Source organism: Stenotrophomonas sp., from assembly GCF_050737575.1.
GTDB lineage: Bacteria > Pseudomonadota > Gammaproteobacteria > Xanthomonadales > Xanthomonadaceae > Stenotrophomonas.
Window position 1 is genome coordinate 249,689 of sequence record NZ_JBOHXW010000001.1, and the last position, 14,248, is coordinate 263,936.

At 62.5% G+C, this 14,248-nt stretch carries 25 protein-coding genes; 18 read left to right on the top strand and 7 right to left on the bottom strand.

The annotated features are described in order from the left end of the window. Positions 1-31: 31 nt before the first annotated feature. The 5 genes from ACREP4_RS01085 to ACREP4_RS01105 are packed head-to-tail and all read right to left on the bottom strand — an operon-like array spanning position 32 to position 2,786. A complete protein-coding gene (locus ACREP4_RS01085; RefSeq protein WP_431594364.1) occupies positions 32-523 on the bottom strand; it encodes a hypothetical protein in 492 nt (163 codons plus the stop codon). Beyond that, on the bottom strand, positions 520-672 hold the full coding sequence (locus ACREP4_RS01090; RefSeq protein WP_431594365.1) for a hypothetical protein: 153 nt from the start codon (positions 670-672) through the stop codon (positions 520-522). Before ACREP4_RS01090 ends, ACREP4_RS01085 begins: the two co-directional genes overlap by 4 nt. A 44-nt stretch (positions 673-716) precedes the next feature. After that, positions 717-1,322 (bottom strand): hypothetical protein, encoded by a 606-nt coding sequence (locus tag ACREP4_RS01095; protein WP_431594366.1) that lies wholly within the window; start codon positions 1,320-1,322, stop codon positions 717-719. Further along, on the bottom strand, positions 1,315-2,265 hold the full coding sequence (locus ACREP4_RS01100) for a helix-turn-helix domain-containing protein (RefSeq protein WP_431594367.1): 951 nt from the start codon (positions 2,263-2,265) through the stop codon (positions 1,315-1,317). Before ACREP4_RS01100 ends, ACREP4_RS01095 begins: the two co-directional genes overlap by 8 nt. Positions 2,266-2,267: 2 nt before the next feature. Next, positions 2,268-2,786: a hypothetical protein gene (locus tag ACREP4_RS01105; protein ID WP_431594368.1), complete on the bottom strand. Its 519-nt coding sequence runs from the start codon at positions 2,784-2,786 to the stop codon at positions 2,268-2,270. A gap of 132 nt (positions 2,787-2,918) precedes the next feature. Here ACREP4_RS01105 and ACREP4_RS01110 point away from each other — a divergent pair, with 132 nt between their 5' ends. The 3 genes from ACREP4_RS01110 to ACREP4_RS01120 all read left to right on the top strand — a co-directional run bounded on the left by ACREP4_RS01110 (position 2,919) and on the right by ACREP4_RS01120 (position 4,201). Then, positions 2,919-3,242, top strand: coding sequence for a hypothetical protein (locus ACREP4_RS01110; protein WP_431594369.1), 324 nt, complete (start codon positions 2,919-2,921; stop codon positions 3,240-3,242). A gap of 250 nt (positions 3,243-3,492) precedes the next feature. Continuing rightward, positions 3,493-3,711, top strand: a complete 219-nt coding sequence (locus ACREP4_RS01115) for a hypothetical protein (RefSeq protein WP_431594370.1) — start codon at positions 3,493-3,495, stop codon at positions 3,709-3,711. A 187-nt stretch (positions 3,712-3,898) separates the two neighbouring features. After that, complete coding sequence (locus ACREP4_RS01120; protein ID WP_431594371.1) at positions 3,899-4,201, top strand: hypothetical protein; 303 nt, start codon at positions 3,899-3,901, stop codon at positions 4,199-4,201. Positions 4,202-4,249: 48 nt separating this feature from the next. Here ACREP4_RS01120 and ACREP4_RS01125 read toward each other — a convergent pair whose 3' ends face one another. Continuing rightward, positions 4,250-4,534: a hypothetical protein gene (locus tag ACREP4_RS01125; protein ID WP_431594372.1), complete on the bottom strand. Its 285-nt coding sequence runs from the start codon at positions 4,532-4,534 to the stop codon at positions 4,250-4,252. Here ACREP4_RS01125 and ACREP4_RS01130 point away from each other — a divergent pair. The 14 genes from ACREP4_RS01130 (at position 4,533) to ACREP4_RS01195 (ending at position 11,988) form a co-directional block, all read left to right on the top strand. Beyond that, positions 4,533-4,988 carry a hypothetical protein gene (locus ACREP4_RS01130; RefSeq protein ID WP_431594373.1) on the top strand — a complete coding sequence of 152 codons (456 nt, stop codon included), beginning with the start codon at positions 4,533-4,535 and terminating at the stop codon, positions 4,986-4,988. The genes ACREP4_RS01125 and ACREP4_RS01130 overlap by 2 nt on opposite strands. A 501-nt stretch (positions 4,989-5,489) precedes the next feature. Next, positions 5,490-6,014, top strand: coding sequence for a hypothetical protein (locus tag ACREP4_RS01135; protein WP_431594374.1), 525 nt, complete (start codon positions 5,490-5,492; stop codon positions 6,012-6,014). Then, positions 6,011-6,322 (top strand): helix-turn-helix domain-containing protein, encoded by a 312-nt coding sequence (locus ACREP4_RS01140; RefSeq protein WP_431594375.1) that lies wholly within the window; start codon positions 6,011-6,013, stop codon positions 6,320-6,322. The genes ACREP4_RS01135 and ACREP4_RS01140 overlap by 4 nt, the downstream gene beginning before the upstream one ends. A 493-nt stretch (positions 6,323-6,815) precedes the next feature. Beyond that, positions 6,816-7,046 carry a hypothetical protein gene (locus tag ACREP4_RS01145; protein WP_431594376.1) on the top strand — a complete coding sequence of 77 codons (231 nt, stop codon included), beginning with the start codon at positions 6,816-6,818 and terminating at the stop codon, positions 7,044-7,046. A gap of 154 nt (positions 7,047-7,200) precedes the next feature. After that, on the top strand, positions 7,201-8,109 hold the full coding sequence (locus tag ACREP4_RS01150; RefSeq protein ID WP_431594377.1) for a recombination-associated protein RdgC: 909 nt from the start codon (positions 7,201-7,203) through the stop codon (positions 8,107-8,109). Between the two features lie 2 nt (positions 8,110-8,111). After that, positions 8,112-8,408: a hypothetical protein gene (locus ACREP4_RS01155; RefSeq protein ID WP_431594378.1), complete on the top strand. Its 297-nt coding sequence runs from the start codon at positions 8,112-8,114 to the stop codon at positions 8,406-8,408. Between the two features lies 1 nt (position 8,409). Further along, positions 8,410-8,658, top strand: a complete 249-nt coding sequence (locus ACREP4_RS01160) for a hypothetical protein (protein ID WP_431594379.1) — start codon at positions 8,410-8,412, stop codon at positions 8,656-8,658. Further along, positions 8,655-9,248: a hypothetical protein gene (locus tag ACREP4_RS01165; protein ID WP_431594380.1), complete on the top strand. Its 594-nt coding sequence runs from the start codon at positions 8,655-8,657 to the stop codon at positions 9,246-9,248. Before ACREP4_RS01160 ends, ACREP4_RS01165 begins: the two co-directional genes overlap by 4 nt. A gap of 12 nt (positions 9,249-9,260) precedes the next feature. After that, positions 9,261-9,554 (top strand): hypothetical protein, encoded by a 294-nt coding sequence (locus ACREP4_RS01170; protein WP_431594381.1) that lies wholly within the window; start codon positions 9,261-9,263, stop codon positions 9,552-9,554. Between the two features lie 56 nt (positions 9,555-9,610). Beyond that, on the top strand, positions 9,611-9,799 hold the full coding sequence (csrA, locus tag ACREP4_RS01175; RefSeq protein WP_431594382.1) for a carbon storage regulator CsrA: 189 nt from the start codon (positions 9,611-9,613) through the stop codon (positions 9,797-9,799). Beyond that, a complete protein-coding gene (locus tag ACREP4_RS01180) occupies positions 9,796-10,650 on the top strand; it encodes a hypothetical protein (protein WP_431594383.1) in 855 nt (284 codons plus the stop codon). Before csrA ends, ACREP4_RS01180 begins: the two co-directional genes overlap by 4 nt. A gap of 67 nt (positions 10,651-10,717) precedes the next feature. Further along, a complete protein-coding gene (locus tag ACREP4_RS01185; protein WP_431594384.1) occupies positions 10,718-11,074 on the top strand; it encodes a DUF7694 domain-containing protein in 357 nt (118 codons plus the stop codon). Between the two features lie 16 nt (positions 11,075-11,090). Continuing rightward, positions 11,091-11,753, top strand: coding sequence for an HNH endonuclease (locus ACREP4_RS01190; RefSeq protein WP_431594385.1), 663 nt, complete (start codon positions 11,091-11,093; stop codon positions 11,751-11,753). Beyond that, positions 11,734-11,988 (top strand): hypothetical protein, encoded by a 255-nt coding sequence (locus ACREP4_RS01195; RefSeq protein ID WP_431594386.1) that lies wholly within the window; start codon positions 11,734-11,736, stop codon positions 11,986-11,988. Before ACREP4_RS01190 ends, ACREP4_RS01195 begins: the two co-directional genes overlap by 20 nt. A gap of 11 nt (positions 11,989-11,999) precedes the next feature. On the opposite strand, the gene ACREP4_RS01200 is transcribed toward ACREP4_RS01195, so the two are convergent. Further along, the gene (locus tag ACREP4_RS01200) at positions 12,000-12,845 is read right to left on the bottom strand and encodes a hypothetical protein (RefSeq protein ID WP_431594387.1); all 846 of its coding nucleotides are present in this window, start codon (positions 12,843-12,845) and stop codon (positions 12,000-12,002) included. Positions 12,846-13,064: 219 nt separating this feature from the next. On the opposite strand from ACREP4_RS01200, the gene ACREP4_RS01205 reads away from it, so the two are divergent. Then, positions 13,065-14,231 carry an Arm DNA-binding domain-containing protein gene (locus tag ACREP4_RS01205; protein WP_431594388.1) on the top strand — a complete coding sequence of 389 codons (1,167 nt, stop codon included), beginning with the start codon at positions 13,065-13,067 and terminating at the stop codon, positions 14,229-14,231. The last annotated feature ends 17 nt before the right edge of the window (positions 14,232-14,248 follow it).

Consider the following 14,248-nt stretch of genomic DNA (forward strand, 5'->3'; position numbering starts at 1 on the left):
GCTACGCTGCCAAATCGTAGGCCCCTACTGCTCAAGTGACGCTCCCGCCCGCAAGGACGCGACGCGCCCGATCTCTGATTACGTCAACCTCTGCCTGGAAACGAGCAGTGGCTTCGGACAGTTCGTCGCTCACCAAGAGCATCGCCATGAGCTGTTCGCGGGAGAGCCCCGCCATAGGGTCATACGGGCCTGACGAAGGACTCACCGATGGCCGGCGGCTGGGCGCCGGCGGTTGCGCCACATTCTCGATTCCTTCAGCCAAAGCCCACGTCGGTTCGCTGCGGCCGTGGCGCGTGTTGCGACGCCCTCCACGCGGTACAGCCAAGCACTCGTTCTGCAGGGTGCGGAGCACGCCAGCGATTCCGGCCGGAGTGATGGATCCGCATTCTTTCGGATGCCCGCAGGTCAGCGCCGTCGCGGTTACGGCTTCGTGGATCTCCGCCGCGGTCATGCCGCCGTTGGACTGCAGAACGTAAATCGTGGCCTGCCGGTGGTACTGGCGAAGGTCGTCGGGACTGATCATTTGGCCTCCAGCAATGGGCCGGCGTAGTGAGTAATGGGGATCACCCGTGCGCCATCGCGCCATACCGTCTGGCCCTTCGATGCGTACAAGATCAACGGCTTCATGCCGTAGCCGTAGGTCAGGTGCCAGCCGGCGGCCGCGGTGGGCACGGAAGCCTCCGTGACCTGCAGAACCATCTTTGGCAGCGCGCGGCTCATGGCGCCCCCTCGTCTGCCAGCTCCCGCTTGAGCTTCTCTATTCGCGCCAAGACCTCCGGGGACGCCGGCGGCAGCTGCAGGTGCGGTGTCGCCGCGTCAGCGGTCAGGAGCCCTGTCGTCTGGGCGTGCTCGATGGCGGCGTTTCGCCCGTCGGTGTCGAAGCCCATGGAGGCTTGGTACTCGCCGCGGCGGTTCTGCGCCCGCGCCTCCTTCGTCTTCCGCGTATAGGCCTCGATGAAGGCCAAGCGCGCCGCAATCTTGTCACCGGCTTGGACCAGCGGCAGACAGGCTGCCCATGCGCCTTGGATCTCAGCCGTCCAGATCACCGTGTTCCGCTCGTCCGCCGCCGGCAGAGCGATCGCCCATGCCTCATTCGGTGCCGGGTGGCCATCGTCTATGCGCTCGAGAATCGCCGCCAGAGACAGGCGCCCTTTCAGTTCCCGCCTACAGGTGGCCAATGCCCTATCCAGCGCTGGCAACGGGTGGGCGGCCAGCTCCCGAACCATCAGCGCCACCACGTTGGGGCGGGCCTCGTCTCCCATCACCTCGGCGGTCGCCACCAACAGGCGGGCCAGTTCTTCCTGCTGGGCTTGATCAAGCATCGGCCGGTTCCTTCTTTCGCAGAATCGCAATGGCCTGATCTGCAGCAGTAGAGTTCGACTGCGACCTATCGAGCTGCGTCGCTTCAGTCGCGGTCACCGTTCGCCCGGTTGCCCACTGCGTTCGATAAGCCTCTGCACGGCTGAGCAGCGAGCCCACGTCATGACAGGCCTTCACCACCCAGGCCTCGTTGATGGACTGGACGTACCAAGCCGCCACCGCCGCCGCTTCGCCGCGGCCTATCCGCCTGACGAAGTCCTTCATCTGCGAGCTGACCTTCTCGTTTCGGACCGGCGGAACGCCGTAGCGCGTGGCATAGGCCATCCGGTAGGCAGCCCAAGTCACTTTGCACGCTGCCTGCAGCTCCGCCTCCTGATCCGCCTTCAGCTCGGCCTTGGTGCGCGCCGCCACCGGCGGTGCTACTGGCGGTGCTACTGGCGGTTCTTCTGACGGTTCAATGATGGTTAGTTGATGGTTAGGCGGCGCCCCGTGCAGGGGGTCCGGCGCCCCGTGCAGCCCCAGACCGGCAGCGGGCGCAGCCCCACCTGCACCGGATTCACCCCCTGCATTTCCTGCACCCCCTGCGCCCGGTGCATCCCCTGCACCGGGCGCACCCAGTGCGCCCGGCGCAGGAGGTGTGCCAGTGCCGACCTTTCGCTTTCCAGGAGGCAGGCCTTCATTCGGCTTGTAGGCTGCGGGCGTCACCTTGTAGACGGAGCTGCTATTGAAACGGCGCTCACGCGAAACCAGCCCCACTTGCTCCAGGTGATCCATGGCGCTACGCACTGCGCGCTCAGACATGCAGCAGCGCCTCGCCACTGTCCCGACAGCTGGCCAGCACACACCATCGTCGCTGGCTTGGTCTGCCAGAGAAATCAGAACGGCCTTCTGGGTGACGCTCAGTCCCTGCAGCATCCAGCACTGGGACATGATGATTGTCGACATGACTACGGGCACCCTTCCCGCGCAACCACGGAATGGTCAGCTGCGCCGGTCCAGTCCTGACTGAACTGTGGCCGTTGCCCAGGGATCATGGGCGGGGACGCGGCCGTGCTGGGCGCAGCCTGCAGTTGGGCCATCAGACTATTGATGCGCTCCACGTGTTCAACGTGCTGCGCTTGGAGCTGCACGAGATCCTCGAGCAGCTGCTGCTGACGTTCCGCCGTGGGTACGCGGCGCACCTCGTACCCGAGATCCGCAGCCATCGCGATGAACAGGTCGTGTCGGCCAAAACGCTTGGCCAGCGCCCACAACTCGCCGACCTTGAAGAACTCGGATTTGTTCGGGTTGAGGCAGCTGTTGAACTTTGCGATCGCGCTTTCCCAGGTGCTGAGCCTGTCCTTGTCCCAGAACCCTTCGTCCAGCAGGAACTGGACCATTTCGTTTTTGGTGCGTGCGTCGACGTCGAGGGTGCGTTTCAGCGCGGCGAGCGCTTCACGCAACCATGCTTCTGTGGTCCAGGCCATTTTGGAGTCCGTGTAGATGAGGGGCGTACATGCCTTCAGGCCATGCCCCAAGGGAATCGGGCCGCCCCCGACATACGTCGGACAGCGCGCAATGAGATATTCAGTAACCCTGAAAGGAATGAGGCCAATTGAATGATTGAGGAAACCCCTGCCATGGACGTCAATGCCGTGGCACGTCTAGAGATGCTGCGAAATTTGGCTTTCGACCTCATTGGCAGTCATCCGCAGCCCGCGCAGGCAGTGGCTGTGATCGCCCATTACCGCGACCACCTGAAAGAAATCTTGGGATCCACCCCAGCAGGCTCGAGGGAACACGCGGTGGCTTCGGAGGGACTTGCCGAGCTCCGGCGACTGCTCGCCCGTCTAAAGCGGGCACAAGAACGTGCTCGAGAGGCTTCGGATACACCAGAGAAATCTCAGGCAAAGAGGCCTCGTGCCCAAGAGCACGAGCGCTGAGCTCGCGACGTCGAAGCCTCGACAGTTCCGACTGCTGTTTCTCTACTTGCTGCTCAAGCTCGCGCACCTGCCGCGAGAGGTGCAGCTGCGCCCGCTCCATGGCGCCGATCCGCCGCAGCATTGCCGCGGCCAACGTCGGGTTCTTGATGTCCGGCGCGCCCTTGCTCATGCGGCACCGCCGGAAGAATGGGTGGCGTTCTCCGGGTAGGCTTGATGGTCCGACCCAAACAAACCAACGAAGGAGAACACCATGGGAAACGTCGTGGATACGGGCGAATTTGCCCGCGCTGTTGTGAATTCACTCGCAATCGCCGTGCTCATTGAAGAGCACCCCCAGCGTGAAGCCATCCAGCAGCGAATCCGCACGCAAGTGCAAGGAACGCTGGCCAGCTCGCGGACACTATCCGACGAACAGCGCGCCGAACTCGCGCAGGCAGCCGAGACCGCTCTTCGAGAAATCGGCGCATAACGGCCGACTGCGCCGCGCGGACGCTGCGACGGGCCTGTTCATCGCAGGCCCCTTCCCCTGCCCCATCCCGAGGATTGTTGAGGTTTTTGTCGGCCATCAAGCTTCCTCCAGAGGACTGAAACAAGGGGTGCCAACCTGCCGGTAGGATTGGTGGTCCAACCCAACCAGATCACTACCGGAGGAAGGCATGGAGAATGAAATCGATGCGCGCGCCCAGCAACGTCTGATCATGCTGATGCTCGGCGCGATGGACGCCCACAAATGCGCAATTGAAGCGATCATCGCTTCGCACCCCAGACCCGATTGGCTACGCGACACATGGCACCAATCAAAGCCAGAATGGATTGACGACTCAGAACGGAAGAACGTCTTCCGCAGCAAGGACTTTCAGGAAGGCTTTGTTCAGGCGCTCTCGGCGTTCTCGCAGTCGATCGACACGGCGGAAGAGATATCCCGGCCGGACGGCCAAGTTGGTCCAGGTAAGCCTTGATCCGGCCCTGACTATCGCCCTTCTGCGGGCCATTGGCGGAAGCGCTCATCAGGCTTCCTCCACCGACACGATCCGCGTTTCATCGGGGTCAGCTTCCCGCCCAACGACGGACGCCGCCGGCGGCGGTTCGGGGCGCACAACCCCCTCGAACAGATCCAGCGCCTCAATCAGCTGCTGGAGGCTCGAGACAGTCGGGTTTGTGATTTGGCCATGGGCCAGCTTCGTCAACCACGAGTAGCTGATCTGCTCGTTCTGACGGGCGATTTCCGCGTACTGGCCTTCGTGATTACGAAGGCGCTCCACGGTGTTCTGCAGAAGGGTGTCGGCATCCATGCGCCAAGAAATAGCATTTAAATGCTCCTACGACAAGCACCGCAATGCGCACTTCAATGCTTACCCTCAAAACATGAACAAAACAGACGCCTCGCTTGTCTTCACCGCTAACGTCCGCCGCTTGATGGACTCACGTGGGGATTCGCAGGCAGCGCTTGCCGGTCGAGCAAAGGTGTCGCAGCGCGCGATCGGCGACCTGATGACCTACGGGCGCTCACATTTTAAGAACCCGACCCTCAAAACTATCGAAGGGATCGCCCACGCCTACGGTGTTCCGGTCTGGACGCTCATGCTTCCGGATGCGCCGATCGAGCTGCTTGGCGAAAAGGCCCTCCCGGCATTGGTCGAGGGCTATGTCACGCTGGAAAGCGTCGGTCGCACAGCTGTGCAAAACACCCTGTCGCAAGAACTCCGTTATCACGAAGCTAAATCTCAGCAGCGCAAATCAGCTTAGGACGAGCAATGGCAACTGCGAACAGGACTCGCTCAACTCACGAAATTGCGTCGGAAATTGCCTCACTGTTGGAAGCTGCGGCGATCAACCAGGGACCAGGCAAGCTCACTCACCACGATGCTCAGGTCGCGCTGAACATGTTTGGCAATCGAGGATTCTCACTTTGGAATGGGCCCCTTCCAGAGCCCCGCGCCGCCGTTCCACTTGCCCCCGTTGCCCGCTCTAGCTCGCGTCGCAGAAGTGTTCGATCTGGCGACACAGCCAGGCGTATCGCCAGCCCTAAGCGGCCAGATCCTTGCGGCCCTACTTCCCCAAGCCATTGATGCTCTCGCCCTGCAGGTATGGGACGAATTCTTGGCCATTAAGCGCCGACTCCAGCAGCCCTAGAATCCGCTCGGTCAGAAGTCGGCCGTAGTACGTGCGACTATTTGGCACTTTAGTGCTTGACACTGTGAATTATGAGCACTAGTGTGCTTACCAATTCACAGGGATGGCTATCGCATGTCGCTTCTGTCTTCCACGTTGTACCTCGCAGTAGGCGCTGTCCTGGCAGTTGGGGCAGGCTCCTGGGGTGACACCCAGCCGGCCGCTACATCCGCCGAGCTGGCATCCCTCGACGACACTCCTGCAGCGCGCGTCCCGGCGGATCTGATCATCACGAACCCGCGGGTCTGCGCAGCAGTCGAGGTGTACCAGCTGGCCCAGGTCAACGACTGGGGCCTTCGCACCACCGTCGCCAGCACCGCTCTCAACAGCTTCCGCAACGCCGGTTCGGTACCGGACTGCAGCGCGCGGCTGAAAGCCCTCATGGCCCGCGACTTCTCTTGGTCCCGCTGGCAGGAATCACTCGACGCCGTTGATGCTGTATCGAGCGGCAGCTACTCAATTTCCCCCGACGCTTGCGCCAGAGCAAACACGATCGTTCCCCTGACGATCGTGCCGGACTCCCCACCGGATGCCACGTCTGTGGCTGCTCTGGCGCAATGCGTCATCTATGACCTGGCCTTCGTCGAGGTGCGCTCGTGAGCGCCTCCAACGTCGAGCTGATTACGGAGCAGCGCGCGCTGGTGGTGGGCGGCCCTGCAGGAACCATTGTCTGGCTCACCTGCGCCGAGTACCGCATCTACAAGCAGCTACTGCAGGCCGGCGGTGAACTGGTCACACACGCGAGCCTGTCAGCGGCTCAATACGGTGGCACTCCGCCCGCCGAGTCCAACTGCCTGCAGGTGTTCGTCAGTCGCCTGCGCAAGAAGCTGGCGAGCGCCGGCGCGAATCAGCGAATTCGGACCACCCGAAAGATCGGCTATCAGTTGGTCACGGTTAGTGCGCCATGAAGCCCACCTATCGCGACGGCCCCAAGTTGCCGAACCCGAGCTCACAACACCAAGGCATCACGGTAGCAATCCGACTGGTACGCAAGTACAGAACGCGGATCCCCACCGCCGACGAGCTCTGCCGTGAATTTGGCATGAGCAGGGCCACTGCCTACCGGTGGGTGGCAGCACTGCGCGATGACCATCAATCGCGAGTGCAGAGGGGCACGTCCTGATGCGCATGCCCTCCCTGCAATCGGTCGACAGCCAGTTCGACGTGCTGTTCGGAGCACACGTGCTGCCCGACGACATCGCCCCCCCTGCCCCGCGCGGCCACGAGCCGGACGAAGACGGCGTGTGCATGCACTGCGGCTACCTCGGGCGTGCGCCACAGGGATCTATCCCGCCATGCGTGTGAAGCGCTACCCCAACCTCCTCGAGGCATTCGCCGGCCCGTTGCTCGCCGCCGTCATGTCTTCCGCCTTGATCTGCGTTCTTGCTTGGAGCCATCCGAATGAACCAGGACATCGGTTGTCTGAAGTGCCAGCTCAACCGGGTGGTGTTTCGCACCATCCGGACCATGAGCGCTCGCGAGCGCATGCAGCGCTACTACGAGGCGTTGATCGTGTACCCGCCGCCGAAGCACGCCATGCGCCAAGACATCGGGACAAACCTGCAGGACGCATGGAAGGCGGGTAAGCGCCCGAACCTGCGCCTGATCGCCCGGACCCTCGCCGCCCTATGAACCTGTTCCGCCTCTACATCCCTGGCCTTGCCAAGCCGCACGAAGCCGTAGCGGACGACGAGCAGGCAGCAATCGAGGACGCGCTTTACACCCTGGGCCTGCGCGACTTGCCGCCCGGAACGTCCATCACGTCCGAACCGTTTGGAGATCCTCCATGTTCTTCCGCAACCTGACCGTGTTCCGTTTTCCAACCGCGATCGACTTCTCGGAAGTCGACAGCCTGCTGCCCGCGGCCACGCTCAAACCGGTGGCTGCTTTGGAAATGAGCTCACGCGGCTTCATTTCGCCCTTTGGTCGGGAAGAGAAGGAGCAGCTGTCGCACCGCATCGGGGACGCGCTGTGGCTGACGATCGGCGGCGAAGACAAGATCCTCCCGCCCGCGGCCGTCAACGACCAGCTGGCCCGCAAGCTCGAGGCCATTGAAGAAAACGAAGGCCGTAAGCCCGGTGGGCGCGAACGCAAGCGGCTGAAGGACGACTTGCTCCATGAACTGCTGCCGCGCGCGCTGACCCAGAGCCGGCGCACCGACGTGCTGCTCGATCTGGAGCACGGCTATGCAGTTGTCGACACGTCCAGCCGCAAAACCGGCGAGAACGTCATGAGCGACATCCGCGGGATGCTCGGTAGCTTTCCGGCCATGCCGCTCAATGCGGAAGTGGCACCGCGCGCGATTCTCACCGCGTGGATTGCCGGCGAGCCGATGCCGGAAGGCCTGAGCCTTGGCGAGGAATGCCAGCTTCAGGATCCGGCTCAGGGCGGCGCAGTCGTGAAGTGCCAGTACCAGGAACTGCGGTGCGACGAGATCGACAAGCACCTCGATGCCGGCAAGCAAGTCACGCGCCTGGCGCTGGTGTTCGAGGACAACCTGTCGTTCGTGCTGGGCGAAGACATGATCGTTCGGAAGCTGAAGTTCCTGGACGGCGCGCTCGACAAGCTGGAGCACATCGACGAGGACGGCCGCCGCGCTGAGCTCGACGCGCGCTTCGCCCTGCAGAGCGGTGAGATCCGTCGCCTGTTCCTGCTGCTGGAGGCTGCATTCAAGCTCTCCAAAGCGGAGGCCTGAGCATGGCCGACCAATTCAACATCCGCTTTTGCGTCGAAACGAACTGGCCCACAGGCCGCCGGCGGCGCGCTGAGGAAGCCAGCCTCACTGGCATGGATTGGGAGTGCTTCCTCCCGTTGCCGTTTCTGCCGCGTAAGGACGACATGCTCAAGGTCCACGCAGAAGACGAGTTCCGCTGCGTGGAGCAGGTGTTCATTTACGCCGACGAGGATCCGCACAAGGTCGAGGTGTTCTTCGCGTTCCAGGAAGACGCTCGCCACGCCTCGTTGATCGAAGCCGGCTGGCGGGAGGTGCGCTGATATGGCCGCCAAGAATCCCACCCGCGCCCAGGAAGCCGGGATCAGCACGAAACGCCTGATGCGGATGGCAAAGCTGCGCTGTGAGCGCATGCGCTGCAGCGTCCTCGCGATCAACCAAGCGTGGGATCCGCTCGACGACGCCATGGTCGAGGCTGCTATGGACAAGGTCATCGCAGCAATCGATCAATTCCAGCACGACCTCGATGAAATCGTGCAGTACCACGATGAACCTGTGGGAGGGCTGTCATGAGGCTCACCAAGATGGCCGACGTGGTCACCATCATTCGCGGCGGCGGGTCTGCTCGGAAAACTGGGCAAGGCGGTCTGCTGGCCCTGTACGACGCCGACGGCAAGCAGGTTGAGGCCTGGCAGAACGCTATCAAGGCGGCCGTAACCTTCCTCAAGTACGACGTCTCGGACGCCACAGAGCAGGCCGGTCCTGAGCCTTCCGAGCCAACCACCACTGTCGACCTTTGCCAGTTGCCGGCCGGAGACAAGAAGCAGAGGTTCTGCGCCCTACGTAATAGGGTGAAGGAACTCGCCGACTACTTCGAGATCGCTGGCAAGCGGCCGCCCCGGATCGTCTTGAGCCCGGTCGACTTCGCCGCCCTGATCCGCGGCGCGAACCATCGCATCGCATGCGATGCCAGGGCGGCAGCACGTGCAGAGAACGCGCGACGCAAGGCGGAAAGGATCCGCGGCCAACGTGCCAAGCCGGTCTACACCGAGGCCCAGACCATGACTTGGAACGGTATCCCGCTGGTCGAGGGCCCCGCGTACTCGAAGCACCGCCCGTTCGACTTCACCCCACTACCCACCACTTCATCCCTTCTTCCGTAGGAGCGCCTGCCTGTGTTCAACCGTCGTCCCCGCCTGCTGCTCGGTGTTGCTCTGGCTCTCGGCTCCCGACTCGCCGGCAGCCAGGTCCAACGCGAAGCGCAACCCGCGCCGAAGCCTGAAACCCAGAAAGCGCACAAGCCCAGCCGCCTGCAGCGCTGGACACAGCACCTCACCGAGCGACGTCGCTGGTTGATCCGCTGGGCCCCCAACGGCGGTGGCTTGCGCGAGCGCCTGCGTCGTCAGCGCCAGATCGCTGCAGGAACGCTCAACGCCTCGAACGGCTTGCTGCCTTTCAACAAGAACTGATTCACCCCGTCCCGGCTGCAGCGCGCGGCCGGGCTCCAAGGAAACAGGAGATACACATGCTCGTCCTCACCCGTCGTGAAAGCGAAACCCTGTACATCGGCGACAACGTCGTCGTTACCGTCCTGGGCATCAAAGGCAACCAGGTCCGCATTGGCATCACCGCACCGCGCGAAGTGAACGTCGCCCGCCAGGAGCTGCTCGAACCGGTCGAGGTGGCCAAGCGGCAGGAGGCTGCGAACGTATGAGCGGGAAGACCACTCACACCCTGCGCATGGCCAAGGCCACCCACGAAGACGTTGATAGCGCGATGAAGATCGCGTCGCTCGTCGAAGGCCTGCACAAGGACCAACACCCCGGCGAAGCCGACTTCTTCGATGCTGATGATTCTGAGCATCTGCGCGCCCTCTACGACCACGTGATCGCCGCCACCGCAGGTGCCGGCGGCGGCCTGTTCCGCGTTGCCCTAGGCATGCACAGCATCTTGGCCAGCAACATTCTGGACCCCGACGATGACTGCCTCGCCCTTCACCCGCGCCTGCAGCCCGTCGTGTGGGAGGCGTCCACCGCAGAGATCGACCTGGCACTCAAACTTGTCGACTGCCCGGACGCCCTTGCCGCCGAGCTCCGCAATGCCGCTCGGATCCTGCGCGCCGAGACCTTGCTCCGTTGGCAGCAGCGCACAGCCCTGAGCTTCCGCCTGCAGGCGCTGCAGCGCGCGCTGGTCGCCGCCAACATCGATGACCAATCCGAGCTGTACCAGGCCCTGCACGACGCCACGGCGACCGCAGAGGCCTGGATGCACCCGGGCACGCTGGATGAAGCAACCGCAGCCCACATCCATGCCCTCTCCGTAGTTCTATTCGGCCCACCCACCGAGACCATGCGCATCGCAGGCTTCGAGTGCGCTGCGTTTGACGAGCTTATGGACGCTGCGACTGAGCAGAAAGGCTGGCCGTATAGCTGCAAGGAAGCTGCGGACCTCTGCGCCGCGATCTTCCAGGCGATGGCAGTGGCGTCGGTCACGCTGCGGCGCGTGGAAGCCAACGCCGACGAGCAGAGCGAGATCGTGAGCGCCGGCGAGGTGGCCTGTGACTGATCGCCAACTCAACAGGGCTGAGCGCCGTGCACGAGCCGCACAGCACCGGGCGTTGCCTGAGGTGCTGGTGGAAGTCCCTACGCACCTATGGCCTACCGCCATGATCGGTCTGTCGCGCCCACCGGAGCGAGTCTGGCGCAGCCGTGGCTTCCTGGTGCAGCAGTACGTTGTTGACGGCGAACCGACCCGGCTATCGATCAATCGCCTGCGCATGCTCGGCAACGGCCGCTGGGCCGATGGCATCACGTGGGACGAGATCCAGAACCTCAAGTCCCAGGCGGGCTACGGCGAGCGCTGGGCCGTGGAGATCTTTCCTGCAGCGCGCGACCTCGTCGACGTGGCCAACGTGCGCCATATCTGGCTGCTCGACGAAGCACCCGAGTTCGCATGGGGGCGCAATGAAGCACCGCGCTCCGTGGACTGAGGACGAGGACGAGACCATGCGCCTCAACTATCCCCGTTTTCCTGCCTTCCTGATCGCTCATGTCTTGGGTCGCTCGGTCTGTGCCGTGCAACGGCGTGCCAAGACATTGCACCTGTCGAAGTCACCCCAGGTCAACCAGCACCCACTGGCACATCTGTGGAATGGCACTCGCAACCCAGCATTCGTCGCCGCGCGCTTCCAACCTGGGCAGGTACCGCCGAACAAGGGCCAACGCCGACCAGGTTGGCACTCGGGGCGCATGAAAGAAACCCAGTTCAAGAAGGGCCGCTTAGCTCACGAGGCGCGCAACTACGTGCCCATCGGAACCGAGAAGGTCGAGCCGAAGCGAAAGGTGCTGATGCGCAAGGTCACCGACGATCCGGCTCTCTTTTCGGCGAATCGCTGGCGCCCTGTGCACGTCATGGCATGGGAGGCAGCAAACGGCTCGGTACCGGAAGGCCACATCGTGATCTTCAAGCCCGGCATGAAGACCTTTGTTTCCGCCGAAATCACCGTTGACCGGCTCGAGGTCGTGACGCTCGCCGAGAACATGCGCCGCAACAGTTTCCACACCAGATACCCGAAGGATGTGGCCGAGCTCGTGAGGCTCAAGGCCCTCATTACCCGAAAGATCAATCGCCGCACGAAGGAGCAGCGCGATGAAGAACAAAGTCAGTGACGTCCGCGACCACCTAGTCCTGATGCTTGAAAACCTGGGCGACGACAGCGCGTCGCCGGAAAAGATGGCTCAAACCATCGAGCGCGCAAAGGCCACGTCGTTGGTGGCTAGCACCTACATTGCCGCGGTCAAGGTCGAGCTGGACGCAATTGAGCTCCACCACGAAGTCGGCCGCACCACTGTCGCAGTGGATACGCAGCCGGGCACTCCCGCGCTTCCCGGACGCCGCCAATGAGCAAGCCCCTTCTAGGATTTACCGTCAGCCGCCGATTCTGCGAGTCGCCGCAACTCGTAGTCGGCCTTGGCGGCATTCATTTCGCGAATTTCGACCAAGCCAAACATTTTTATGCCAGGGATGTCGGCGAAGTAAGTTTGAAGCTCAGTCTTCGTCTCGCCGATGATCACCAGAGTCTCGCGGAACTCGGCGAGAAGTTTGTGACGGATAGCGAAGAAATCGAGTCGAGGTGCCGTTTTCATGCCCTCAGACATAAGAGTGAGCGTCGACCAATTCGTCATATTGTTGACGATCGAAATGGCCGTCATGTCGGGAAATACGTCCAAATGGTCCACGAATCTTTCGTGCATTTTGAAAATAGACATTCGGAGCGGCTCGGCGTAGATAGCCTTGTATTCCTCCAAATTGTGAGCAGTCACCTTCTCAGTGAGCTTTATCAGCGCAATCAGTTCCCGCGCAGCTTCGGTCAGTTCACGATCGAATATTTTGGCGAGACGCCGCGCTTGCGATTTTCTAGCAGCCTCTTGACGCTCAAGCTCTGCACGCGCGCTCAGACCCGCAGCCAGCAGTTCATCATTTCGGATGCCATCGGCTCTATTCCGCTCGGAAACCCTGTGTCTGTTCTCGCTGGCGATAGCCAGCAAGGCCACACCTACGGCCAACACCGTGGCTACAGCCGACGCCCAGCCGGCGGACTCTGCAGAGGTCAGGCCAGGAATACCCAAGATCAGCACCACCACGCCAGCCCCGATAGCGAAACAAACAGGGCCAAGGATCAGCGGGCGCACCAGATAGCCGGTCGCGCCAAGTATCCCTCTCGATTCCATTCCCTGATCCCCCTGTGGATTGGCATGCATTCTGCCATGGGGCACCTCTATGGGTGATCTGCAGCGTGCCACCTCAATCCGAGGGCTGCTGAGGCCCCCCCGCTTTGTAACGATCGAGAAGTTCCAAGAACTGACCGGCTACACCCCCGACGCAACCAGGTCGAAGATCAAGCGCGGCGACTGGCTGGAGGGGGCGGTTTACACGAAGGCCCCAGACGGCCGGATATTGATGGACATTGAGGGTTACGAATGGTGGGTTCAAAGCGGGGCAGCGGTGTCCGCCCAATTACATCGGGCAGCATCGAAATAGACTTCTACTACCGCGGCGCGAGGTGTCGGGAGCGGGTCAAGCTCCCCCCGACCCCCCGCAACATCCGCTTCTGCGAGAACCTTCTGGGCCAAATCAAGATCGAGATCGAGAAGGGCCTGTTCGACTATGCGGCGCACTTCCCGACCAGCAAGCGAGCCCGCCTGGTCATCGAAAAGCCCGCCACCCTGGACGACATGAAAACCGTCCTGGATCGGTGGCTGGCGCGGAAGGGCTTGGAGCTCGAGCACAGCACGATCATTGGCTATACCCGGATCGTGGAGAACATCCTGATCCCGCGAATCGGGGCTATCGCCCTGCGCGACTTCGACCGCACACAAGTCAGGGAGCTGGTGGTTAAGTTTGGTTCCGAGGTCACAGCCAAGCGGATCAACAACGTCCTTGGTCCACTCCGTGGCGCCTTGGATGATGCCGTCGACGACGACCTGATCAAGGTCAACCCACTGGATGGCTTCAAGATCCGCCGGCGGGCCCAGATGAACGCCACGGAGGAAGTCGACCCCTTCAGCCCAGCGGAGGTCGCAGCGATTCTGGCCGGGATCGACGAGGCCCAGGTGCGCAACTACTGCCACTTCAATTTTGCGAGCGGCCTACGCACGTCGGAAATGATCGGGTTGTGCTGGTCGGACATCGACTGGAAACACGGCACCGTGAAAATCCGCCGCGCCTGGGTCATGGGGAAGATGAAGGCGCCCAAGACCGACTCCGGCCTGCGTGAGGTCACGCTGGTAGCACCGGCCCTCGCCGCCCTGAAGGCTCAGCGCGCGCATACCCTTCTGGCCGGCGAGTTCGTTTTCCACGATCCGAAGACAAACGCCCGCTGGGGATCCGATCAAACGATCCGCGCCGGCAGCTGGCAGCGGGCCCTGAAGAAGGCCGGCGTCCGGTACCGATACCCCTATCAAATGCGCCACACCTTCGCCTCGCAGGCCCTGAGTGCCGGCGAGAATGTCATGTGGGTGGCCAAGCAGATGGGGCACCGCGACTGGACCATCACCGCCAAGAAGTACGCACGGTGGATCCCGTCCATGGTTCCGGATGCCGGTAGCAAGCTGGCATCAGCTTGGGAGAAAACAGGCTGCCCTTAGAGCCGTAGCGTTATGCT